16 protein-coding genes are annotated in these 21,721 nt (G+C 70.2%); 5 read left to right on the top strand and 11 right to left on the bottom strand.

The genetic code is table 11. From position 1 onward, the window contains the following. Window positions 1-90 precede the first annotated feature (90 nt). From ACIBAF_RS39475 to ACIBAF_RS39495, 5 genes are all read right to left on the bottom strand, one after another. Complete coding sequence (locus ACIBAF_RS39475; RefSeq protein WP_399470030.1) at window positions 91-1,923, bottom strand: TniQ family protein; 1,833 nt, start codon at window positions 1,921-1,923, stop codon at window positions 91-93. A 14-nt stretch (window positions 1,924-1,937) separates the two neighbouring features. Then, a complete protein-coding gene (locus ACIBAF_RS39480) occupies window positions 1,938-3,221 on the bottom strand; it encodes a TniB family NTP-binding protein (RefSeq protein ID WP_382167926.1) in 1,284 nt (427 codons plus the stop codon). Further along, window positions 3,218-5,503, bottom strand: a complete 2,286-nt coding sequence (locus tag ACIBAF_RS39485; protein WP_399469932.1) for a transposase — start codon at window positions 5,501-5,503, stop codon at window positions 3,218-3,220. Before ACIBAF_RS39485 ends, ACIBAF_RS39480 begins: the two co-directional genes overlap by 4 nt. Continuing rightward, window positions 5,503-6,324: a TnsA-like heteromeric transposase endonuclease subunit gene (locus tag ACIBAF_RS39490; RefSeq protein WP_382167924.1), complete on the bottom strand. Its 822-nt coding sequence runs from the start codon at window positions 6,322-6,324 to the stop codon at window positions 5,503-5,505. The genes ACIBAF_RS39485 and ACIBAF_RS39490 overlap by 1 nt, the downstream gene beginning before the upstream one ends. Before the next feature lie 184 nt (window positions 6,325-6,508). Further along, a complete protein-coding gene (locus ACIBAF_RS39495; RefSeq protein ID WP_399469934.1) occupies window positions 6,509-6,793 on the bottom strand; it encodes a hypothetical protein in 285 nt (94 codons plus the stop codon). Window positions 6,794-7,222: 429 nt separating this feature from the next. Between ACIBAF_RS39495 and argC the strand changes: the two genes are divergently transcribed. Genes argC through ACIBAF_RS39520 form a run of 5 tightly spaced genes read left to right on the top strand, consistent with a single transcriptional unit; the run spans window position 7,223 to window position 12,095 of the window. Next, window positions 7,223-8,251 (top strand): N-acetyl-gamma-glutamyl-phosphate reductase, encoded by a 1,029-nt coding sequence (argC, locus tag ACIBAF_RS39500; protein WP_399469935.1) that lies wholly within the window; start codon window positions 7,223-7,225, stop codon window positions 8,249-8,251. Next, window positions 8,248-9,399, top strand: a complete 1,152-nt coding sequence (gene argJ, locus ACIBAF_RS39505) for a bifunctional glutamate N-acetyltransferase/amino-acid acetyltransferase ArgJ (protein ID WP_399469936.1) — start codon at window positions 8,248-8,250, stop codon at window positions 9,397-9,399. Before argC ends, argJ begins: the two co-directional genes overlap by 4 nt. After that, window positions 9,396-10,352: an acetylglutamate kinase gene (argB, locus tag ACIBAF_RS39510; protein ID WP_399469937.1), complete on the top strand. Its 957-nt coding sequence runs from the start codon at window positions 9,396-9,398 to the stop codon at window positions 10,350-10,352. The genes argJ and argB overlap by 4 nt, the downstream gene beginning before the upstream one ends. Next, window positions 10,349-11,542, top strand: coding sequence for an acetylornithine transaminase (locus tag ACIBAF_RS39515; protein WP_399469938.1), 1,194 nt, complete (start codon window positions 10,349-10,351; stop codon window positions 11,540-11,542). Before argB ends, ACIBAF_RS39515 begins: the two co-directional genes overlap by 4 nt. A gap of 7 nt (window positions 11,543-11,549) precedes the next feature. Next, the gene (locus ACIBAF_RS39520) at window positions 11,550-12,095 is read left to right on the top strand and encodes an arginine repressor (RefSeq protein WP_389768755.1); all 546 of its coding nucleotides are present in this window, start codon (window positions 11,550-11,552) and stop codon (window positions 12,093-12,095) included. Window positions 12,096-12,249: 154 nt separating this feature from the next. On the opposite strand, the gene ACIBAF_RS39525 is transcribed toward ACIBAF_RS39520, so the two are convergent. The 6 genes from ACIBAF_RS39525 to ACIBAF_RS39550 form a co-directional block, all read right to left on the bottom strand. Continuing rightward, entirely contained in the window at window positions 12,250-12,987 is a 738-nt protein-coding gene (locus ACIBAF_RS39525; RefSeq protein WP_399470032.1) for an FAD:protein FMN transferase, read from the bottom strand. 59 nt (window positions 12,988-13,046) lie between these two features. Further along, on the bottom strand, window positions 13,047-14,183 hold the full coding sequence (locus ACIBAF_RS39530) for an FMN-binding protein (protein WP_399469939.1): 1,137 nt from the start codon (window positions 14,181-14,183) through the stop codon (window positions 13,047-13,049). Window positions 14,184-14,239: 56 nt separating this feature from the next. Continuing rightward, window positions 14,240-15,622, bottom strand: coding sequence for a ferric reductase-like transmembrane domain-containing protein (locus ACIBAF_RS39535; protein WP_399469941.1), 1,383 nt, complete (start codon window positions 15,620-15,622; stop codon window positions 14,240-14,242). Window positions 15,623-15,688: 66 nt separating this feature from the next. Beyond that, entirely contained in the window at window positions 15,689-16,297 is a 609-nt protein-coding gene (locus ACIBAF_RS39540; RefSeq protein WP_399469943.1) for a hypothetical protein, read from the bottom strand. After that, window positions 16,294-16,680 (bottom strand): hypothetical protein, encoded by a 387-nt coding sequence (locus ACIBAF_RS39545; protein ID WP_399469945.1) that lies wholly within the window; start codon window positions 16,678-16,680, stop codon window positions 16,294-16,296. Before ACIBAF_RS39545 ends, ACIBAF_RS39540 begins: the two co-directional genes overlap by 4 nt. Then, window positions 16,673-21,661 (bottom strand): caspase family protein, encoded by a 4,989-nt coding sequence (locus ACIBAF_RS39550; RefSeq protein ID WP_399469947.1) that lies wholly within the window; start codon window positions 21,659-21,661, stop codon window positions 16,673-16,675. The genes ACIBAF_RS39545 and ACIBAF_RS39550 overlap by 8 nt, the downstream gene beginning before the upstream one ends. Window positions 21,662-21,721 lie beyond the last annotated feature (60 nt).

The raw sequence follows: 21,721 nt of genomic DNA on the forward strand, positions 1-21,721 counted from the left end.
GGGCAGAACCCGCCCGTGACGGCCAACTGCCCGCTACACTCCCACCGCTCGACGTTTCCCCAGGTCAAGCCACGAAGTACTGCTGGAGTACTAGCCGAGCGAGGTTGGGCGAGCGCCTGCGTCGATTTCCCGGGCGAGGCGCTGCGCGTACTTGGTGAGAACGTGGCGCAGGTCTGCGTAGTGGCGCAGCGGATCGGGGCGGGAGTACTGGAACCATGCGGTGTTTCGCCGTGCGGCCCATTGCAGCTGGATTTCGGTGGGTTGTGTGGCTTCGAGCGGGCGCGGAGCGAAAAGGTGCTCGCCTCGCGTCACCAGCGTCCAGACGAACACCGAGGCATCCTGACGCTTGCGGTCGTTGGTCAGGGTGCGGAACTGGGTGAGGGTGGGCGGGAGTTCTCTGACCAGGGCATTCCAGGCGTCGATGCTGAGTACCCACTCGTGAAGTGCTTGTCGCCTGCGCCGGTAGTCAACTGGTGGTTGACGTGGTGATTGAAGCTCTGAGGCAAGAGCGCGGAGAGCCCTGTCCACCTCAAGAGGGTCGCAGCCTGCCCGTGCTGAGCGCCGATTTGCGCGTCCGGTGAGCAGGTGCGTCGGGACGGGCGTGATCCCGAGGAACTCCGCGGCGTCGTCGTATGTACCACCCATGGCCCACTGAACCAGTCGGACGGCGGCCGCTCTCCGCACGGTCTTGGATTCTGAGCCCGCGCAGCTGGCCAGGTAGCGCTGATACCAGTCCGGCTCCAGGAATGCCGGAATGTGCTCGGCTTGGTAGCCGTTTCGCTGCGGTGCGCGCGTGCCCCCGCGGCCGTTCACTCGGGGGAACACCCGGGTTGCGGGCTCAGCGGCGTGCCGAAGTCGCTCAGAGCAGTCGTTCTTGTGCTTGTCATAGAGAACTGCCCATGGTGTTCGGCTTGAGGGCATGCCGAAGGCGGTGCGCGTGATCTCCGACAGGAAGTCAGGTAGGTCGTCTCTGGAAAGCAGGCGATCTGCGGCCATCATCAGAGCTCCGCAGACAACGGGGTCGCGCGGCGGCGTGTCGCGGACTTGCTGGTTGCGCCACCCGCCTGATCCGTCATGCAGTTTCTGCGAGTTGGAGTCGATTCGCTCAGCGGTCTTGGCGTCGAGGAGGTACCGGCTATGAGGCCATGTCGTGCTGATCAGTGCGGTGGCCAGTCGGAGATCCGTGAAGTACTCGGACGCGTCCGAGGTGCGAGTCGGTGATTTCAGGCGACCACGGAGGGATCTCTGGAAGCGGAGGATGTCCGCAGTCGGTTGTGGCCGGTCACGCGCAGGGGCGGTGTGGTCGTCGAGTCTGCCGGCGCAGGCGAATGACTTCCTCCTCGGCGTCTGCGCGGCGACCGTCCACCGGCATTGCGCCGGATGCAGCGTATGGTCATTGGCTCGTTGGACCAGAGGGCCCTGCGCGTCGTGCGGCTGGCCGCAGTGCGGGCATTCGGGTTCCAGATACATCCGATGCTTGGTGCAGACGAAGACGATGGGCAGGTGCCAGAGCTTGAGCCATGGCCCGCCGTGTAATCGCTGGGCCGCGGTGCCGTCGCCCGCCAGGCAGGAGGGGCAGAAGCGGGGCGAGCCGACATAGAGCCATGCGTCTGGTCTCATCAAGCGCCCTGGCCCGGGCAGAGACCGGGCGATCGGAGGATATCGGTCCCGCCACTGCGCCAACGTCAGCGCGGAGACTTCCCTGGCCGTCTGTCCCGTGAGACGGGCGAATGCCTCGGCCTGCGGCTTGGGAAGGTCCAGCAGCAGACTGCCCGGGAAGCGATTGGGGGTGTCTGGCCTGATCCAGCCCGCCGCGCGGATCAGGTGCAGAGGCGAGAGGCCGAGTCGGTGCCCGAGCCGAAGCAGATAACTGACCAGGGATTCTCCCGATAGCGGTTCGAGACTCCGGGGCAGTGGACGCATCACGGCGCCATCCGTCAGGCACCCGCGCGGGCTGCCGGGCCAGGGTCATCGAAAACCTTGTTCCGGGGTCGTTTTGCCTGCGTAGTCTTCTTGGCGGCGGTCTGCGGGTCGGGCGGGATGACGGGTTCGTCCGGAGGTTGCTCGGGCTCGTCGCGGCGGAGCACGATCTCGTCCAGCAGGCCCTCGTCGATCATTTCCTTCCCGGACTCCATGGCTTCCTGGGCGCCGTCTTCGAGCAGGCGTCCCAGCAGGCCGATGACACCGCCGGTGCGACGCATCAAGTACTCCGGCATACCGCCGCCGGTGAGCATGCCCTGCGTCGCGTTCATCAGCCGCAGGTGCTTCTCGATTCCCTTCAGGTGATTGACGAAGGCCGCGATCTGTTTCGGGGTGGTGTAGCGGAACCGGTCGATCTCGATCAGCTCGAAGCGGTGTTCCGTCTGGGTGACCTCCAAACCGTGGATGCGGGTCGACTCCAGCGGTGGCATCTCCCATTGCAGGGTCTTCTTGTTCCACTTGGCCTCACGTAGCAGCCCGATGCCGGAGATGTTGACCCCGGTCAGGATCAGAGTGACGTCCAGGCTCATAAAGGCCCGCATCAGGTCGAGGACGTCCTGGTCGTCGGCTCGGTGCATTCGCAGCCGGCTGATGTCGTCCAGAATCAGAGCTTTGACGCCATGGTCATAAAGGGAGTCGGCGACCTGCCGTACCAGTTCCGGCAGCGTGGCCGACTTGCGCGTCGGGGCCCGGAAGAAGCCTAAGAGCGATGCGCAAAGGCTTTTCGGGGTTGCTGTCACCGGGGTCGAGACATAGACGACCGGTGCGTGGAGATCACGGGTGCCCGGCAGAGCCTGGGGGTTGAGGTGGCCGTGCAGTTCCAGCCACTGCTTTTCGAAGACGGCCCCGGCTGAGCAGACGGACGCGGTCTTGCCGTAGTTGCCCCAACCGCTGATCATGACGCCGGCGCGGGTCGGGTCGTTTTTCTTCCTCGTGTTGCCGCTCAACCGGCGCCGGATCAGCTTGCCGACCTTGTCGTGCATGGGGGTGTCCTGCAGCGGGAGGTTCGCATTCGTCAGCTCCCGGTAGAGGTCGTAGTCGTACTGGCGGCTCGCCGGGAGCATCGACCACCGCTGCGGGGAGATCGCCGCAGCGGGGACGAGTAGGTCGTAGTGGGTGCGGTAGTGCTGCCAGCCGACGTAGGTGTCCAGGGGCGGGCGGCTGCCCAGGATCAGCTCGGCGATCCTGGCTCGTGAAGGCAGACCGTCCAAGGGATCATCGTAAGAGATGGCTCGGGTCACGTGTCGTCCTCCTGGACAGGTGTATCGGCTTCCGAGTCGTCGGGGGGCGGAAGCCGGAACATGGGACGCCGGTTCAGGGCCTCGTGCAGCGTTGCCGGGGCCACGGGCTTGACGTCGGCGAGGGCTTTTTCGCGTCGTCGACGGCGGTCGGCGTCGACCGCGTGGTCGATCGTGCGGGCGTGCTCGGCCCAGGCCGCGGGCATCCCAGCCGGAGCCGGCTCATCCGCGATGACGGGTGCGGCGGGGCGGTCAGCGGCCGCAGCCTGTGCGCGGGTGATCTCGCGGGCCTGGGCGACGCGCTGCTTCTTGCCGGCCTTCTTCTTGGCCTGGCTGGGCCATTGGTCGACTGGGGTGACCGAACCGAGGATCCCGAGCAGATGTTCCAGGAGCTCGCTCTCGGAATGGATCCTGATCTTGTTCTCCCTCACATGTGTCAGCAGGGCGTCGGCAGTCTTGTCCGAGAACGCAGGGATCTCACCTTCGGGCGGCAGTCCTCTCCAGCGCAGAATGTGCCAGGTCTCGTGGTCGGCAGGGTCCTGGAAGAACACCTGCCGGCGGTCCCTCCGGTCACTGCGGACCACCCACTTGCCCGCGTGCTTGCCGCCCCGGGCGGAGGGCTGCTGGAAGCGCGGCTCGTCGAAGACCGGGTGGTGATACCAGAGCCCGAGGATCTTCACCCCGCGACGGGGATGGATCTTCACGTGGTGCTTGCGCAGGACCTTGTAGTAGAAGCTCGGTTCGGGGAAGTCCAGGTCGAAGCCGCCCTGCTCCATCGCGGCAGCGAACAGGGCGTTGGGGCTGTGGTCCTCGCCCGGCGCCCAACTCGGGGCGTATTCACCCAGTTTACGGTTCTGCCAGATCTGGACGATCCAGGTCGCGATGATGTGCTCGGCTTGCGTGAGCGTGAGGCTCGCATCGCGTTCCGGGTCGGCCCCGCGGTCCGCGACGTCACCGCCGGTGAATCCCAGCAGGTGCTCGAAGAGCATGGTCTGGATGGTGAGGAACTGGCGCTCGACCGCGAACTTGTCGGTCTGCCGCAGGACGCGGGCAGGCAGGATCCGGCAGCCGATCTCCGTCTCGGCTTCCACCAGGTCGTGATTCTTGTAGGGGCCGCCGTGGTCGGTGGTGACCGTCTCCGGGGCGAAGAACGGCAGAGCGGCGACCCGGTGTCCGGTGAACTCGGCGATCACCTCGGCCGGCACTCCTGCGTAGGGCCATTCCATGTCCTCGCCCCAGCCGTCCCGCATCGGAAGCGGCAGCATCACGTCCCGCAGCAGCATCGCGATGTCGACCGAGGTGTCGGACTGGAGCGTGAGCCGGAAGGCCGGCAGCCCGTGCGTGTAGAGATCGAGTGCGAGGGTCAGCGTCGCGGTGATCGCGTCGCCGAACACGGTCTCGCGCAGCTTCACCGGCATCGGGGTCGAGTCCAGCACCAGAACCTGGCCCGGCCGGTGGACCACCATCCGGCCGGAGACCCCGGCCTCCGCGGCCGCCTCCGCAGTCCGCCCGTAACGCGGCCGGGCTCCGCCGTGCCCGAACCACTCCTTCCAGACGGCCGCGAGCGTCCAGCGGGAAGGGATCTTCTCAGCGGGAAACGTCGGGAACCGCTCACGCATGTACTGGTGCATCAACCGGTGCTTGGCACCCTGGCTCAGGCGGGCGCGGGGGCCGCACTCGGCCTTTACTGCGAAGATCGCCTCCCGGACCTCCTTCGTGATGGTGCGGTGCCCGCTGCGTCGCCGTGTCCAGCGCCCGTCCGCGCAGGCCAGCAGGAGACTGTCGCCCGCCAGTCCCGACAGACGTACCAGCGTCCGGTAACTGAGGTGCTGCAGACCGCACCGGACCGCCTCCGGACGGGGCATCGCCTCTATCTCCGCAGCCTTCGTGTACCGACGCTGAGTCAACGTCGTGCGGACCGGCTCGTAGGCCAGCCGGGGCTCACCCGGCAGGGCCCGAGCCGGGTGGCCCTCCCGGAACCCCGTCTCGGCTTCCAGCACGTGCGCCGCCCGCAGCCGGGCCCGCTCTAACTGGTCCTTGGTCAAGTCGGCCAGTGTCCTCGGCTGCCGGGCGACCGGTGGCGGGCGCCCCGACTCGACTGCCGGAAGAAGCCGCAGGTCAGCATTGTTGATGAGCCACCGGAACGAGCGGGTCTCCGTGCGACCGTCGTCATCCACGAGGACTAGCCGGCCGAGTTGGCCGTGGACGTCGTCAACCGTCCACTCGACGCCATTGAGCGCGACCCGCCTACCCGGCGCGATCTGCAAGAACCCCCTCGCTGCCATCACACCGCCCAGATCAGTGAGCTGTCGCGCAAGGGACTGCCCAGGTCAACGCCGAGCTCGCGGTGCCAGAGCAGCCGGACGATGTTCGCCCGGCCCACGGAAGGCACGCTGGTCGCCTCCGCCAGCTCGGAGAACGCCATCGCCCGCCCCTGCTGCCCGCTGATAGCGGTGAGCAGCTGCTCGCGCATGCCGAGAAGGTCTCTCACCGGCCGCCGGCGCGAGGACAAGTGATCAAGGACGCTCCAGACATGCGGTCGCCAGCCCGCGACCACCGAGTACCGCCAGCCGCAGGCAGCCGCCACTTCCCTGGCCGCCGCGAACTTCAGCGCGTCCTCTTCCTTGATCAGCTCCATCGGGCGGACGTCCAGCAACCACATCCCACCGCCGATCACAGCCAGGAAGTCCGGGATATGCCAGGCGCGCCCGCCCACATGCTCGAAATCCAGACGGAACGGCTGCGACAGCACTTCCGATGCCCTCAAGAAGTCCAGCGCGACCAGCAGGCTCACTTCCTTCAGCGACTCGAAGCCATGCTTCCCGCCCGCTGACGCCATCGCCTCCAGGCCGGGGCGGTGCCGCTGCTTCGCCCGCCACGTGAACCCCCGCATCGGCCGGGACGACATCACCGGTACGTGAGCCATGTCCCGGACCGGCCAGCAGGCCTCGTCGGCGCCCACCTGCCACGTCGAACTCCACCGACGCGGCCAGTCGTCCCCGAGCCGCAGCCGATTCCGCAGTCCGGCGTCCCCGTCGTACGCCGTGACAAGGTGGTCCAGCTGACTTGAATCCGACGGGATCTTCGCTCTCGCTGCCTCGCCCACTCATCCAGAGAAGCACCACTCGACCGGCGACGGGGGCGTTTCGCCGGTACTGCCCGCAACGCAGCGTGACGGGACCAAGATTTGCCAACCAGCGTTCTCCATGTGCCAACTAAAATTCTCCGTCGCACCCGCAACGCAGCGTGACGGGACCAAGATTTGCCAACCAGCGTTCTCCATGTGCCAACTAAAATTCTCCGTCGCAATGCCAGGCGCGCCCGCCCACATGCTCGAAATCCAGACGGAACGGCTGCGACAGCACTTCCGATGCCCTCAAGAAGTCCAGCGCGACCAGCAGGCTCACTTCCTTCAGCGACTCGAAGCCATGCTTCCCGCCCGCTGACGCCATCGCCTCCAGGCCGGGGCGGTGCCGCTGCTTCGCCCGCCACGTGAACCCCCGCATCGGCCGGGACGACATCACCGGTACGTGAGCCATGTCCCGGACCGGCCAGCAGGCCTCGTCGGCGCCCACCTGCCACGTCGAACTCCACCGACGCGGCCAGTCGTCCCCGAGCCGCAGCCGATTCCGCAGTCCGGCGTCCCCGTCGTACGCCGTGACAAGGTGGTCCAGCTGACTTGAATCCGACGGGATCTTCGCTCTCGCTGCCTCGCCCACTCATCCAGAGAAGCACCACTCGACCGGCGACGGGGGCGTTTCGCCGGTACTGCCCGCAACGCAGCGTGACGGGACCAAGATTTGCCAACCAGCGTTCTCCATGTGCCAACTAAAATTCTCCGTCGCACCCGCAACGCAGCGTGACGGGACCAAGATTTGCCAACCAGCGTTCTCCATGTGCCAACTAAAATTCTCCGTCGCACACGGGCGATCTTATGCGCCCCCACCGGATTGTATAAACGTGCATAGCGACGTATAGTCATGCCATCCAAGAGGAGGGTGGACATGGCGGTACGTGCGGCGGTGGCCGGAGCGAGCGGGTACGCGGGCGGAGAGGTGCTGCGCCTGCTCCTCGCGCACCCCGAGATCGAGATCGGCGCCCTGACCGGCAATTCCAACGCGGGCCAGAAGCTGGGCACGCTCCAGCCGCACCTGCTGCCGCTGGCCGGCCGCGTGCTCGAGGAGACCACCCCCGAGGTCCTCGCCGGCCACGACGTCGTCTTCCTCGCCCTCCCGCACGGCCAGTCCGCCGCGGTCGCCGAGCAGCTCGGCCCGGACGTGCTCGTCGTCGACATGGGCGCCGACTTCCGGCTGCGGAACCCGGCCGACTGGGAGCGGTTCTACGGCTCCGCGCACGCCGGAACCTGGCCCTACGGCCTCCCCGAACTGCCGGGCGGCCGCGCAGCGCTGGAGGGGTCCAAGCGCATCGCGGTCCCCGGTTGCTACCCCACGGCCGTCTCGCTGGCCCTGTTCCCCGCGTACGCGGCAGGCCTGGCCGAGCAGGAGGCCGTGATCGTCGCCGCCTCCGGCACCTCCGGTGCCGGCAAGGCGCCCAAGCCCCACCTGCTGGGCTCCGAGGTCATGGGCTCCATGTCCCCGTACGGCGTCGGCGGCGGCCACCGGCACACCCCCGAGATGATCCAGAACCTCAGCGCGGCGGCGGGCGAGCCGGTCACCGTCTCCTTCACCCCGACCCTCGCGCCGATGTCCCGCGGCATCCTCGCCACCTGCAGCGCCAAGGCGAAGCCCGGCGTCACCGCCGAGTCCGTCCGCGCCGCCTACGAGAAGGCCTTCGCCGACGAGCCCTTCGTCCACCTGCTTCCCGAGGGCCAGTGGCCGGCCACGGCGTCCGTCCACGGTTCCAACGCCGTTCAGGTACAGGTCGCCCACGACGAGGCGGCGGGCCGCATCATCGCGATCAGCGCCATCGACAACCTGACCAAGGGCACCGCGGGCGGCGCCCTGCAGAGCATGAACATCGCCCTCGGACTCGACGAGACCACCGGGCTTTCCACGATCGGAGTCGCACCGTGAGCGTCACGGCAGCCAAGGGATTCCAGGCTGCGGGCATCGCCGCCGGAATCAAGCAGAACGGCAACCCGGACCTGGCCCTCGTGGTCAACGACGGGCCCCGCCGCGCCGCCGCGGGCGTCTTCACCTCCAACCGCGTGAAGGCCGCGCCGGTCCTGTGGTCCGAGCAGGTCCTCAAGGGCGGCCAGGTCTCCGCGGTGATCCTCAACTCCGGCGGCGCCAACGCCTGCACGGGCCCGAAGGGCTTCCAGGACACCCACGCCACCGCAGAGAAGGTCGCCGACGTGCTCGGCCACAACGCGGCCGAGGTCGCCGTCGCCTCCACCGGCCTCATCGGTGTCCTGCTCCCGATGGACAAGCTGCTCCCGGGAGTCGAGACCGCCGCGGCCCAGCTCTCCGAGCACGGCGGCGAGAAGGCCGCCATCGCCATCAAGACCACCGACACCGTCCACAAGACGTCCGTCGTCACGAAGGACGGCTGGACCGTCGGCGGCATGGCCAAGGGCGCGGGCATGCTCGCCCCCGGCCTCGCCACCATGCTGGTCGTCCTCACCACCGACGCCGACCTCGACAGCGAGACCCTGGACAAGGCGCTGCGCGCCGCCACCAGGGTCACCTTCGACCGGGTCGACTCCGACGGCTGCATGTCCACCAACGACACCGTGCTGCTGCTCGCCTCCGGCGCCTCCGACGTCACCCCGGAGTACGAGGAGTTCGCCGCGGCCGTCCGGACCGTCTGCGACGATCTCGGCCAGCAGCTGATCCGGGACGCCGAGGGCGCCAGCAAGGACATCAAGGTCGAGGTCGTCAACGCGGCCGGCGAGGACGACGCCGTCGAGGTCGGCCGCGCCATCGCCCGCAACAACCTCCTCAAGTGCGCCATCCACGGCGAGGACCCCAACTGGGGCCGCGTGCTCTCCGCGATCGGCACCACGAAGGCCGCCTTCGAGCCGGACCGGCTCAACGTCGCCATCAACGGCGTCTGGGTCTGCAAGAACGGCGGCGTCGGCGAGGACCGGGACAAGGTCGACATGCGCTACCGCGAGGTGCACATCGTGGCCGACCTCGCCGCGGGCTCCGAGACCGCCACCGTGTGGACCAACGACCTCACCGCCGACTACGTCCACGAGAACAGCGCGTACTCCTCATGAGCAACGTCACGCGGAAGCACACCGCGCTCCCCAAGGCCCAGATCCTCATCGAGGCGCTGCCCTGGCTGACCCGGCACAACGGCAAGACCGTCGTCATCAAGTTCGGCGGCAACGCCATGATCGACGAGGAGCTGAAGGCCGCCTTCGCACAGGACGTCGTCTTCCTGCGGCACGCCGGCCTCAACGTCGTCGTCGTGCACGGCGGCGGCCCGCAGATCAGCGCCGCCCTCGACAGGCACGGCATCGTCAGCGAGTTCAAGGCCGGCCTGCGCGTCACCACCGAGGACGCCATGGACGTCGTACGGATGGTGCTGGCCGGGCAGGTCCAGCGCGAGCTGGTCGGCCTGCTCAACCAGCACGGGCCGCTCGCCGTCGGCCTGACCGGCGAGGACGCGCACACCATCACCGCCACCAAGCACCGGCCCGAGATCGACGGCGAGTTGGTCGACATCGGGCGGGTGGGCGAGATCACCGCGATCGACACGGGCGCCATCGAGGCACTGCTCGCCGACGGCCGCATCCCGGTCGTCTCCTCGATCGCCCGTAGCCAGGACGACGGACATGTCTACAACGTCAATGCTGATACGGCGGCTGCGGCACTCGCTGCTGCTCTGGGCGCCGAAACCCTCATGGTCCTCACGGACGTCGAGGGCCTCTACGAGGACTGGCCCCACTCCGACGAGGTGATCAGCCGTCTCACCGCTTCCCAACTGGAGAAGCTGCTGCCGGAGTTGAGCTCCGGCATGGTGCCGAAGATGGAGGGCTGCCTGCACGCCGTGCGAGGCGGCGTGAACACGGCCCGGGTCATCGACGGCCGGGTCCAGCACTCGATCCTGCTGGAGATCTTCACCGACGAGGGCATCGGCACGATGGTCGTGCCCGACGAGAAGCCGGACGCACAGCCGGACGCACAGCCGGACGCGGAGTCGCACGCACAGGGGGAGCCGTCATGAGCAACGAGGAACTGACCGCGCGGTGGCAGACCGCGCTCATGCACAACTACGGCACGCCGCTGCTGCCTCTGGTGCGGGGCGCGGGCGCCAAGGTGTGGGACGCCGACGGCAAGGAGTACCTCGACTTCGTCGGCGGCATCGCCGTCAACGCGCTCGGGCACGCCCACCCGGCCGTCGTCGACGCCGTGAGCCGGCAGATCGGCTCCCTCGGCCACATCTCCAACTTCTTCATGGCCGAGCCGACCGTCACGCTCGCCGAACGGCTCCTGGCGCACTTCGGCCGGGACGGCAGGGTCTTCTTCTGCAACTCGGGCGCCGAGGCCAACGAGGCCGCCTTCAAGATCGGCCGGCTGACCGGGCGCACCCACGTCGTCGCCACCGAGGGCGCCTTCCACGGCCGGACCATGGGCGCCCTCGCGCTCACCGGCCAGCAGGGCAAGCGGGAGCCGTTCCTGCCGCTGCCCGGCGACGTCACCCATGTGCCGTTCGGCGACGCGCAGGCGCTGGCCGCCGCGGTCACCGAGGACACGGCGCTCGTCGTCCTCGAGCCCATCCAGGGCGAACTGGGCGTCGTCGTGCCGCCCGTCGGCTACCTCAAGGCCGCCCGCGCGATCACCGCCGCGACCGGCGCGCTGCTGGTCCTGGACGAGGTGCAGACCGGCATCGGCCGCACCGGGCACTGGTTCGAGTACCAGGCCCACGAGGGCGTGCTCCCCGACGTCGTGACACTGGCGAAGGGTCTCGGCGGCGGGCTGCCGCTGGGCGCGACCGTCGCCTTCGGCCGGGCCGCCGAACTGCTCCAGCCCGGCCATCACGGGACGACCTTCGGCGGCAACCCGGTCGCCTGCGCCGCCGGACTCGCCGTCCTCGACACCATCGAGAACGAGGGGTTGCTGGAGAACGTCAAGCAGCAGAGCGAGAGGTTGCGGGACGGAATCGAGGGTACCGGCCACCCGTTGATCGATTATGTCCGGGGCGCGGGCCTCCTCCTGGGTATCGTGCTCACCGAGCCCCTCGCGCCCCAGGTGCGCGCGGCGGCTCAGGAGGCCGGCTTCCTCGTGAACGCGCCCGCCCCCGACGTCGTCCGGCTGATGCCGCCGCTGAACCTCGGCGACGACGAGACGGAGGCGTTCCTCGGGGCCCTGCCCGGCATCCTCGACGCAGTGAACGGGGACGGATCCGGAGAATGAGACGACGATGAGTCAGGCGCAGGACCATGAGCAGGCCGGGGTCAACGGGCCGGCCGTGCCGCAGACCCGCACCGCGCGTCACCGCCGGATCGTGGACATCCTCAACCGGCAACCGGTGCGGTCGCAGAGCCAGTTGGCGAAGCTGCTGGCCGACGACGGGTTGAGCGTCACCCAGGCGACGCTGTCGCGCGACCTGGACGAGCTGAACGCGGTGAAGATCCGCAACAACGACGGCGACCTCATCTACGCGGTGCCCAGCGAGGGGGGTTTCCGGACTCCCCGGGCACCGCTGGGGGAGTCGGCGAAGGAGGAGCGGATGCGGCGGCTGTCGCAGGAGCTGCTGATCTCCGCGGAGGCCTCTGCCAACCTCGTGGTCCTGCGCACCCCGCCCGGGGCGGCCCAGTTCCTTGCCTCGGCGATCGACCAGGCCGAGCTGCACGACATCCTCGGGACGATCGCGGGCGACGACACGTTGCTGCTGATCAGCCGGGAGCCGACCGGGGGCCAGGCGCTGGCCGACCACCTGCTTCGGCTGGCTCAGAACGGCCACTGACGGGGGCGGTCACGTGGGTACGCCGACTGCGCCCCTAGGGAGTCGCAGTCGGGCGCGCTGCCAGGCGGCGTGGTGGGGCGCAGGCGGTGCCCTGCGAGCGGGGGCGAGCGAAACTCACCCCCGCCCAGCCTCAACCCACCCCGCCGGCCTCAGCTCACCCGAGGCGTCCCGCCAACCCTCCGGTGCAGCGCACCTCGTCGCCCGCGGTGATGAGCAGTGCCTCCACGTCCGGCAGCGACTCCAGCCACCCCAGCGCGTCCCGCGACCCCATCGCAAAGGCGGCCGTGGCCCAGCAGTCCGCCCAGGTCAGCTTGGGCGCGACCACCGTGACGGCCACAAGATCCGTCACCGCGGAGCGCCCCGTGCGCGGGTCGACGATGTGCGCGCCCCGCTCCGCCGTACCCGACGTGGCGACCGCCAGCTCCTGCGCGCCCGCCGCCGACACGACCGCCGCCAGCCCGCCCGGCCGCAACGGATCGGACACCCCGACCCGCCACGGCCGCTCGGGCCCGGGAACGCCCAGCAGCTGCACATCGCCGCCGCCGTTGACGCTCACCCCGCTCACCCCCGCCGCCGCGACCAGCCGGGCCGCGCGCTCGGCGGCCCAGCCCTTCACGATGCCGGTCGGGTCGAGACGGCCCTCGTAGCGCATGCTGAACCAGCCGTCGCTGAGCCGTTCCGCCTCGGCGCCCAGCTCCAGCACCTCGGCCACCTCGGGATCGCACTGCCCGACGGTCAGCTCGCCGCGCACCAGCCGGGAGACCTGGCTGTCCTCGCGGTAGGTGCTGAACACCTCGTTCACCCGGTGCAGCGAGGCGATCGCCTCCTCCAGTGCCGCCCGCACCGCCCTGGCCTCTCCGCCGCGGACGTCGAAGGAGAAGACGGTCCCCATGACCTCTTCCGCGTGACGGACCACGGCGGGAGCCTGCGCCGACTCGGCCACGGTGTCCGTCACCGGGCCTGGTCCAGCGCCGACTGCAGGGATTTCTTGTAGCCCTCGCTGGTGTAGGTGGCGCCGGACACGGAGTCGATGTCGGCGCTGCCGGCCGCGACGGCTTCCTGGTTGAGCTTGGGGACGGAGAGCGCGGTCTTCTGGTCGCTGGTGCCGCCCTTGGGGGCCTGGACGGCCTCCGCCTTGGTGATCTTCCCGCCGGCGACGGTGATCCGCACCTGGACCGGACCGTACTGCGTCTGCTGGACGCTGCCGGTGACGGTCTTGGCCTGCGCGGCGCCCGAAGCGGACCCCGAGCCGGACGACCCCGAGCCGGACGACCCCGAGCCCGATGCCGAACCCGAGCCCGACGCCGAACCAGACCCCGCGCTCGCCTTCGCCTTGTCCAGCGCCGACTGCAGGGACTTCTTGTAGCCGTCGCTGGTGTAGGTGGCGCTGGACACGGAGTCGATGTCGGCGCTGCCGGCCGCGACGGCTTCCTGGTTGAGCTTGGGGACGGAGAGCGCGGTCTTCTGGTCGCTGGTGCCGCCCTTGGGGGCCTGGACGGCCTCCGCCTTGGTGATCTTCCCGCCGGCGACGGTGATCCGCACCTGGACCGGACCGTACTGCGTCTGGACCGCGTCCCCGGTGAAGCTCCCGGCGGCCTGCGCGCTGCCGGACCCGGAGCCCTGGGAGGAGCCCGCGCTCGCGTTCGCCTTGTCGATCGCCGACTGCAGGGACTTCTTGTAGCCCTCGCTGGTGTAGGTCGCGCCCGACACGGTGTCGATGTTCGGGCTCTGCTTGGCGACCACGGCCGCGTTCAACTGGGGGACGGCCAGCTTGGTCTTCTCGTCGCTGGTGCCCCCCTTGGGCGCCTGGACGGCCTCCGCCTTCATGATCTTGTTGTTGACGACGGTGATGCGGACCTGGACGTTGCCGTACTGCGTCTGGACCGCGTCCCCGGTCATCGTCCCCGTCACGGGCGCCCCGGCCCCGCCCTGGGCCGCCTCCTGCGCCGTGCCCGAGCCCGAGCCCGAGCCCGCCGCCTGCGCGGAGGCGGGGTCGGAGGACGGCTTCAGCGACAGCAGCAGCACGATCCCGGACACGGTGGCGGCGGTGGCCAGCACGACGCGTCGAAGAGGGTGGCTCTTCCTCATCTCTTCCTGAGCTCCTGATTCCCGTTGGCAGCGAGGTTCCCGTACGTGCGGGTCGCTCACATCTCGAACGACTCGTGATGGATACGGCGGGCGGGGACCCCGGCGCCGCGCAGTGCCTCGTACACCCCTTGGGCGAAGCCGTTCGGTCCGCACATGAAGACGTCGTGGCTGTCGATGTCGGGGATCTTCCGCTGCAGGGACTCCGTCGAGATGTCGGGACGCTCCCCGTCGGGGCTGTTGACGGCGTACATCAGCCGTGCCCCGCGCTCGTCGGCGATCTTCGCCAGCTCGTCCCACAGGGCCAGGTCCTGGGTGCTGTTGGCCCGGTAGAGCAGGGTGATGTCACCGGGCGCGCCCGGCAGCGTCTCGAACAGCGTCCGCATCGGGGTGATGCCCACACCGCCGGCGACCAGCAGCACCTTGCCCTGGCTGCGCCGGGAGGCGGTCATCGCGCCGTACGGGCCCTCGGCCCAGACCTTCGTGCCGGGCCGCAGCTCGCGCAGCGCCGCGGTGTGGTCGCCGATCGCCTTGACCGTGATCCGCAGCAGCTCGGGGCGAGGGTTCGCCGACAGCGAGTACGGGTGGGAGCTGAACCGCATCCCCGGCGCGAGGAACCGCCACCGGAAGAACTGACCGGCCTCCGCGCCGATGCGGTGCAGCTTGCGCCCACCGATCAGGACGGACACGATGCCGGGCGTCTCCTCGATGACCGCCTCGACGTACATGCGGTGACGCAGGTTCAGCCGGAGCGGGACGACGATGCGGTACCAGACGACCAGCGCGGTGACCGACCCGTACAGCGCGTACCAGACGGTCTTCGCGGTCGGCTCGATCGCGAAGTCGTTGCCGGTGGTGATCTGGTGCCAGAACGTCAGGAACACGGCCCCGTACGTCAGCAGGTGGATGTGGTACCAGGTGTCGTACGGGATCTTGCGCCGCACCGGGCCGATCGACACCAGCCCGATGAGCAGGAACAGGCCGGTGCCGATGGCGGCCTTGCCCATGTCCGGCAGCTGGTTCACGGAGTCGATCGTCTGCTGGACGATGTCGCCGAGCGACTTGCCGGCCTGCAACGCGTAACCCCACATGATGAGGAACACGTGCGCGAAGACCAGGCAGAGCGTGTACCGGCCGCTCATCGCGTGCCAGCGCGCGACCCGGTCCGAGCCCACCCGCCGCTCCAGCGCCGGCACCCGCGCCATCTGCAGCACGACGAGCGCCATCAGGTACCCGGCGAGCAGACCGGTGATCCGTCCCGCGTTGAGGATCTTGCTGTTGGTGTCCGCGATGTTCGGCGTGTTGGCCCACCACAGCCACAGCACGCCTGCCGCGCCCGCCCATACGGCGAGCAGCAGCGGGACGGCCGGGGATCGGCGCGGGCGGATGCGGCGCATCGTCTGGCGGCGGGCGGCACGTCCGCCTGCGATCGTGGTGGTCACGGTTCCTCCGTGGGACTTGACCCTTGACCCACAGATACGGGCGCAAGCCGCGGAGTGTTCAGCCGATCACCCGGAGGACGCGCACGCGGACACCGGGACCACCGACGTCACCGAACGGCCGGGCACAAGCGTCCGCTTCTCGCCCTCCACGCGCAGCACCACACCGTCCGGTCCCGAGCCCAGCAACTCCCCGCAGCGTTCCCCGCCCGTCGTCGTCACGACCCGCACCAGATGGTCGGGCTGAGTGCCCGTCGTGGTCCAGACGACGACCACGGCGGCGGTCACCAGCGCCACCCCGGTCACACAGCACACGGCGGCCCACCGAAGCGAACGCGTCACCCGTACGATCTCCCGCCGGGTCCACGCGCGCAGCGCCTGCCCGGCCAGCAGCACCTGCTCGCCGGGGCTGCCGTGGGCGGCCCGCACCGCCAGGACCGAACCGGCCACCAGCAGCAGGAAGGCGAGCCCCACCAGAGCGCCGGCGGTCTGCCGCGCCACGTCGGGAACCTGGTTGAGGTCGTCCCGCCCCTTGAGCGTGACGAGGACCGCCACCAGCGCCGCCAGCCCGGTGAGGCCCGCCCGCCACCCTTCGGCCTGCCGCCTCAGCTCCGGCAGCTGGTGGAACTCCAGCTCCCGGGCGAGCTGCGTCCAGCGCCGGTCCGACTGTGCGCTCATCCGCCGTCCGCCACGCTCAGCGCCGCCACCCGCCAACTCGCCCCGCAGCCCACGAACGGGGCCTCGGCGGGCAGGTCGGGATGCGGGTGGCCGCACTCGCAGTAGTGCACCTCACGGAGCAGCGCGGCCTCCTCGCTCTGCGCCTGCGCGGACGCCGGGTCCGTCCCTCGTCGCCGGGAGAAGATCCCCTTGGCGCCGGTCCCGGCGAGCCCGTACGGGTACTCGGAGACGGTGCCTCCCTGGCAGCGCGGGCAGGTGCCCTCGATCCGCAGCCCCGGCCCGCCCTCGGCGGCCCGCCGGACGAAGACGCCCGTGGCCAGGCCCACGTAGGTCTCCAGATACGCCGTGCCGTGGTCGTGGTTCACGTGCGGTGCCTCACCCATCGCCGTCACCGTCCCCCTCGATGTCCTTCTCGACGTCCGTCTCGTTCTCGTCGACGACCAGGTCGAACATCGGCGCGTACAACCGCAGCCGCCCCGCGATCCACTCCTCGCTCTCACCGGTGGCCGCGGCGGCCCGCCGGACGTGCCCCCGGCTCACCCGTCCTCGGAGCGCGGGCAGCATGCCGTCCAGGTCCTCCGTGAGCAGGACCAGGTCCTGCCAGTGCGGGAGGACCTCGGGCACGGGCGGCAGGACGCGCGGCTCCGCGCACAGCGGAAGGTACGGGGTGATGCGCTCGACGGTCCGGGGCAGCGGCTCGCCCAGCCGGCCGGCGATGCTCACCAGGTCGAGCGCGCAATAGGGGTCGCGCTCGCCCGTCACCCGGTGATCTTTCCCCAGTGCGACGAGGTCGTGCTCGGCCGGCATCAGGTCCTGCAGCGCGACCCGCGCGTCGGCGGGGAGTTCGGGGACGAGAGCGCCGATCGAGCGCAGCGGCAGCAGGCGCTCGTAGGCCGCGGCCGCGTCGGACGCGAGCCGGCGGGCGTAGGCGGCCAGATTCAGGGGGGTGAGACGGCTCCAGCGCGCGGTGGCGGTGGAGCTGGTGCGATCGTCGATCGGGTGGCTGAGGAGAGCGATGGTCATGCCTCTGGTGGGGCGCAGGTCGGCGAGGGCTTCGGGCAGCGACGGCATGGTCAGCCCGTAGCGCTCGGCGTACTTGTCGGCTGTCGTCCAGACCTCGCGGAGTGTCTCGTTGAGGCGTTCCGCCGAGTAGAAGAGGGCTCCGGAGGTGATGTCCGAGGCGGGGTTGTCCTCTTCCTCCAGGGAGGGCTCCTTGCCCGAGAGGATGTAGCGGTCCCGCAGCGGCAGACGATTCCAGTCGACGGCGAGGGCGATGTCGTCCGGGACTCGGACTCCTGCCTCCCGCAACTCCTCGACCGCGACGGAAGGCTCCCACTCCTGTCCGGGGACGTGGCCGGGGACGTCGCGGGCTATGGACAGCGATTCCAGGTCCACACCCCGCTCCAGGGCGCAGTCGATGGCCTGGAGGCGCCGGACCAGCACCGCCGCGTCCCAGGACGGCTCGACCCGGCCCGCCGCGGTGTCCTCCTCGTAGCGCCGCTCGTACCGCAGGCCGAGCTTGTCGGCCTGCTGCGCGAGTTGCCGCTCGGCGTCCGCGAGATCGGTGTCCATGCTCTCGGCGAAGTCCACGGTCGCCGCCCAGAGCAGCTCACGGCCGCCCTCCGGGAGCCTGACCGTGAAGAGGCGGACGACGTCGTCGAGAATCTCGTCGTCGGCGAGGACGGCCCACGGAGCCACCGCCTCGCTCGTCGGAGCGGTCCAGCCCAGCCAGGCGAACTCGGCCAGTCGCCGCAGCACTTCGTCCACCGGCCGGCCGGACTGCTCGGCGACGTCGCAGACGAGCAGCGGTTCGTCGGCCAACTGCCAGACGGGTTTGGCGTGCGGCGGGGACGAGCGGTGGAAGACGCTCTGAAGGTCGTCCTGAGTGCAGACATGGTCCTGGAAGGCGTGGGGGACCTCCGGGGCGGGGGACGGCAGCAGGGGAGCGAAGCGGCCGAGGCGTTCCACCAGCTCGCCCAGGGGCGCCGAGAGCTGGAGCGACGCCAGGATCAGACCACCCCAGTGACGGGAGCCGTCGCCGTCCGACACCTGCGCCCCGTTGTCACCCGCCAGGGACTCCATCAGGACGCGGTCGCTGTCGTCGGGTATCCAGTCCAACGACTCGAGTCCGCGGGGGAGCGGCGCGAAGGTGCGGTGTACGACGCGCAAGGCCCTGCGCCGGCGCTGGACGTCCTCGACGCTCGTTCGCTGTGTCGCCGAGAGGGACACCACCTCGCACCAGGTGGCCAGTGGCGACCTCACCAGTTCGGCGTCCCCGGCGGCGGGGACCGGGTACCCGGTGAGTTCCACGGGTCCTGCGGCGCGACGGTTGTCGGGCGGCAGCCCGAGGGCCACGGCTCGCCAGGGCACGCACAGGGCCTGACGGCCCGTCAGGCGAACCTCGCCGACGATGTGCTGGTCCAGGTGGAACCAGCCCACGTGGTCGAAGTCCACGGGTTCGCCGTCCCAGTCCTGGACGTGAACGCCCTTTCCCCGCCACTGCGCATCGAGAACCCGCGCCGCGGCCTGGTTCTGGTCGTCGAGCTGCCCCAGCCAGGCCAGGGACAGCGTCGGCCATGCCGCGAGCTTCGCCGCGCCCTGCCGCCACAGCGACTCGACCCACTCCGCGTCGAAGTCCTGCAGCTCCTTGCGGCTCACGCTGAGCCTGCCCGCATGGGGTCCCGTCAGGTTGACCACATGGCCGAACGGCGTCCGGTCGGTCACGATGCCGTCGCACAGGATCGCTCCCGGCCCGTTCACCCACCACAGCGCGCCCGGTACGGCCTCCAGGGCGTCGGCGGGGTCGGTCCCGAGGGCGGGCTGCAGGACTCCCGGTTCCCAGACGTGCTCGTGTCCCGTGCCCTCCCGCGCCTCCAGGGGGAACTCGCTGACCCGGACCAGCTCCCGGAGCACCGTCACGCACGACAGCCGCCGATTCCTGCTGTCGTCGTCGCGCAGATACAGCCGCACGCGGGTGCCGCCCTCGGCGACGCCGTCGTCCGAGCCGTCGTGCTGCTGGATGCGGAAGAGGCTTCCGCTGCTGGGGATCTCGACCCGGAACGCGTGCTCCGCCGGGATGCCGTCCGGGCTGACCTGCCGGGTCACGAGGGTCATCTCGTCGGCCAGCATGAAGTAGCTGAACACGCCGATGCCGAAGCGGCTGTTGGGGTACAGCCGCAGGGCCGGGTCGTGGCGCAGCCACCGGGACTGCTCCTTGCGGAACGACGCGGACCGCTCGAAGCGGCTGCCGGCCCGCGTGAAGGTCTGCTTGAGCTGCTCGGCGCTCATGCCCACGCCGTTGTCCCGGCACTCCACGTACCGGCCGCGCTCGTCGCTGCCCTGGGTGAAGACGATCCGCCCGGTCCAGTCGGCCGGCCGGCGGCCGGTGCTGCCCAGGTACTCCCAGCGCATCGCCCGGTAGCGGCAGGCGTCCATGGCGTTCTGGTACAGCTCCCGTAGCGCCAACTGCGGTTCGCCGCCGTAGAGTTGCTCGCCCATCAGCAGGTCCCGCACTTCGGTCTGCGCGAGATGGAAACGCAACAGGGGCACCTCGTACGCCGGTTGCCCGCCGCTGCGCTGCGGCTGCAGATCGCGGTCGGTGACCCGGCCGGGCACGGCGGCCAGCAGCCCGGCCTCGGACTCCGGCATCCGGTCGGCCGTCTCCCCGATGCGGGCGGCCAGTTGGTCGGCCGCGTCGACGGTCTCCAGGAGCGCGGCGTGCACCGCCTGATGCGGACAGGGCGCGTCCAGATGCAGGGCGCTGCCCTCGCGGTGCCAGCTCAGCTCGTGCGCGATCGCCACCGTCTGCTGCGGCAGCACCGGGTCGGAGACGGCCAGATGCTCGGCCACGATGTCCGCGAGGGCGCGCACGTCCAGCGCCAGGGTCGCGGCCAGGCGCAGAAGTGCGGCCAGCGGGCGGATGCGCAGCTGCTGGTGTCCACCGGGCAGCAGCACCTTGCGCGGTGTCCAGCCGGCCAGTTCGTCGAGGGGTTCGTCGGGGCCGACCGCGCCGGCCGCCGCTCGGAGCAGCTCCGCGAGATCCTGCACCCTGCCGTCGGCGACGCCCAGCCGCGCGGCCAGGGCCTCGGCCGGCGGTGCGGGCACGACCTGGTCGTCGGTCTGGAAGCGGTCCGCGATCCAGCGGTGCACCAGCCACATGGTGAGCGCCGCGCTGTCCTGCGTGCGGTCGCGGGCCTGGCAGTCGGCGAGTTTGCGCGCCACGCGGCCGTACTGTTCGACGATCTGCTCGTAGTGCCGTCGATGGGCGTTCGCGGGCGTGCGCCGCCCGAGCGTGTCCGGGCCGAGCTCCGCCGCCTGGCTGAGCCGCTCGGCCCAGGCCACCTCGTGCAGGAACGGGGCGGCGACCAGGGTGACCACCTCGACGGGGGACAGCGTGGCCCCCTCGGGCAGCAGCAGGGGCAGCCGGTCGCACAGCAGCCTGACCGGGAAGGCGTCGTCGGACCACGGGTCCGGGCAGGGCATGCGCCGCTGGGCCAGATGGACCGTGCGCGCGCAGCCCTCCACGAACTCGCTCAGCGCGTCCTGCAGACCGTCCACGTGGGCGGTGGCCTCGGGCGCCAGATGCCGCCACAGCGGTGTGGTGCGGGCGGCGTCCAGCCACGCTTCGAGAAGGGGACGGCCCTCGCAGATCTCCGTCTTCCTCGTCTGCTCCTCGGCGTGGCTGCCGTAGTGGAACAAGGGGACCTGGGGCACCCGGTGGCGCCACGCCGCCTCGGTGGTTCTCGCGCGGGCGGCGGCGAGCACGTCCTCGACCGTGCGGGCGGGCGTGAGCGGCCCCAGGGCGTCGGCCAGGCCTCGGGCGAAGAAGCTTCCCTCTGAGGTGTAGCCGCTGCGCTGGCCGGCCGAGCAGCCGGCCATCACCGCGAACCCGCCGCTCGGCGGGCCGGTGTCGGCGCGGTTGGCGAACGCCTCCCCGTCGCTCGCGGTGTCCGTGCGGCAGGCGTCGATGAACCACAGCACGGTCCCCGCGGAGCAGTCGCCGAGGAGCGGGTTGATGTTGACGGGCAGCAGCGAATCCAGGTACGGCTCCCGCCAGTTGCCGTCGGTCGGGGGTACGGCGTCCGCGGGGACGAGGTAGTCGGTGCGGTTGACGCGCAGGCCGTGCCCGGTGAAGTAGAGCAGGAGGGTCCCGCCCGGCGGGCACTCCCGGGCCGCCTCGTAGATCGTCGACCTGATCTGGCTGCGCCCGGCGTCGTGGAGGGTCTCCACCTCGTAGCCCGAGGCCTTCAGGGCGGTGCTCAGCAGCCGCAGGTCTGCCTCGACCGGTTCGGCCAGTGACTCCAGGTCGGTGACCGAGGGCGTGTCCCCGATGCCGATCAACAGAGCCCTGCGTGCCGCTTCCATGTCCCCGTTCCCCTCCCCGAGCAGGAGAACATGATGGCACCGCGCACCGACAACCACCCT

This window comes from Streptomyces sp. NPDC051677 (assembly GCF_044453465.1).
Lineage (GTDB): Bacteria > Actinomycetota > Actinomycetes > Streptomycetales > Streptomycetaceae > Streptomyces.

Coding starts and splice junctions, on each gene's coding strand:
- ACIBAF_RS39475 (WP_399470030.1), bottom strand. CDS start 1,923: ATGCGTCCACTGCCCCGGAGTCTCGAACCGCTATCGGGAGAATCCCTG.
- ACIBAF_RS39485 (WP_399469932.1), bottom strand. CDS start 5,503: ATGGCAGCGAGGGGGTTCTTGCAGATCGCGCCGGGTAGGCGGGTCGCG.
- argC (WP_399469935.1), top strand. CDS start 7,223: ATGGCGGTACGTGCGGCGGTGGCCGGAGCGAGCGGGTACGCGGGCGGA.
- argB (WP_399469937.1), top strand. CDS start 9,396: ATGAGCAACGTCACGCGGAAGCACACCGCGCTCCCCAAGGCCCAGATC.
- ACIBAF_RS39515 (WP_399469938.1), top strand. CDS start 10,349: ATGAGCAACGAGGAACTGACCGCGCGGTGGCAGACCGCGCTCATGCAC.
- ACIBAF_RS39520 (WP_389768755.1), top strand. CDS start 11,550: ATGAGTCAGGCGCAGGACCATGAGCAGGCCGGGGTCAACGGGCCGGCC.
- ACIBAF_RS39525 (WP_399470032.1), bottom strand. CDS start 12,987: ATGGGGACCGTCTTCTCCTTCGACGTCCGCGGCGGAGAGGCCAGGGCG.
- ACIBAF_RS39530 (WP_399469939.1), bottom strand. CDS start 14,183: ATGAGGAAGAGCCACCCTCTTCGACGCGTCGTGCTGGCCACCGCCGCC.
- ACIBAF_RS39540 (WP_399469943.1), bottom strand. CDS start 16,297: ATGAGCGCACAGTCGGACCGGCGCTGGACGCAGCTCGCCCGGGAGCTG.
- ACIBAF_RS39545 (WP_399469945.1), bottom strand. CDS start 16,680: ATGGGTGAGGCACCGCACGTGAACCACGACCACGGCACGGCGTATCTG.
- ACIBAF_RS39550 (WP_399469947.1), bottom strand. CDS start 21,661: ATGGAAGCGGCACGCAGGGCTCTGTTGATCGGCATCGGGGACACGCCC.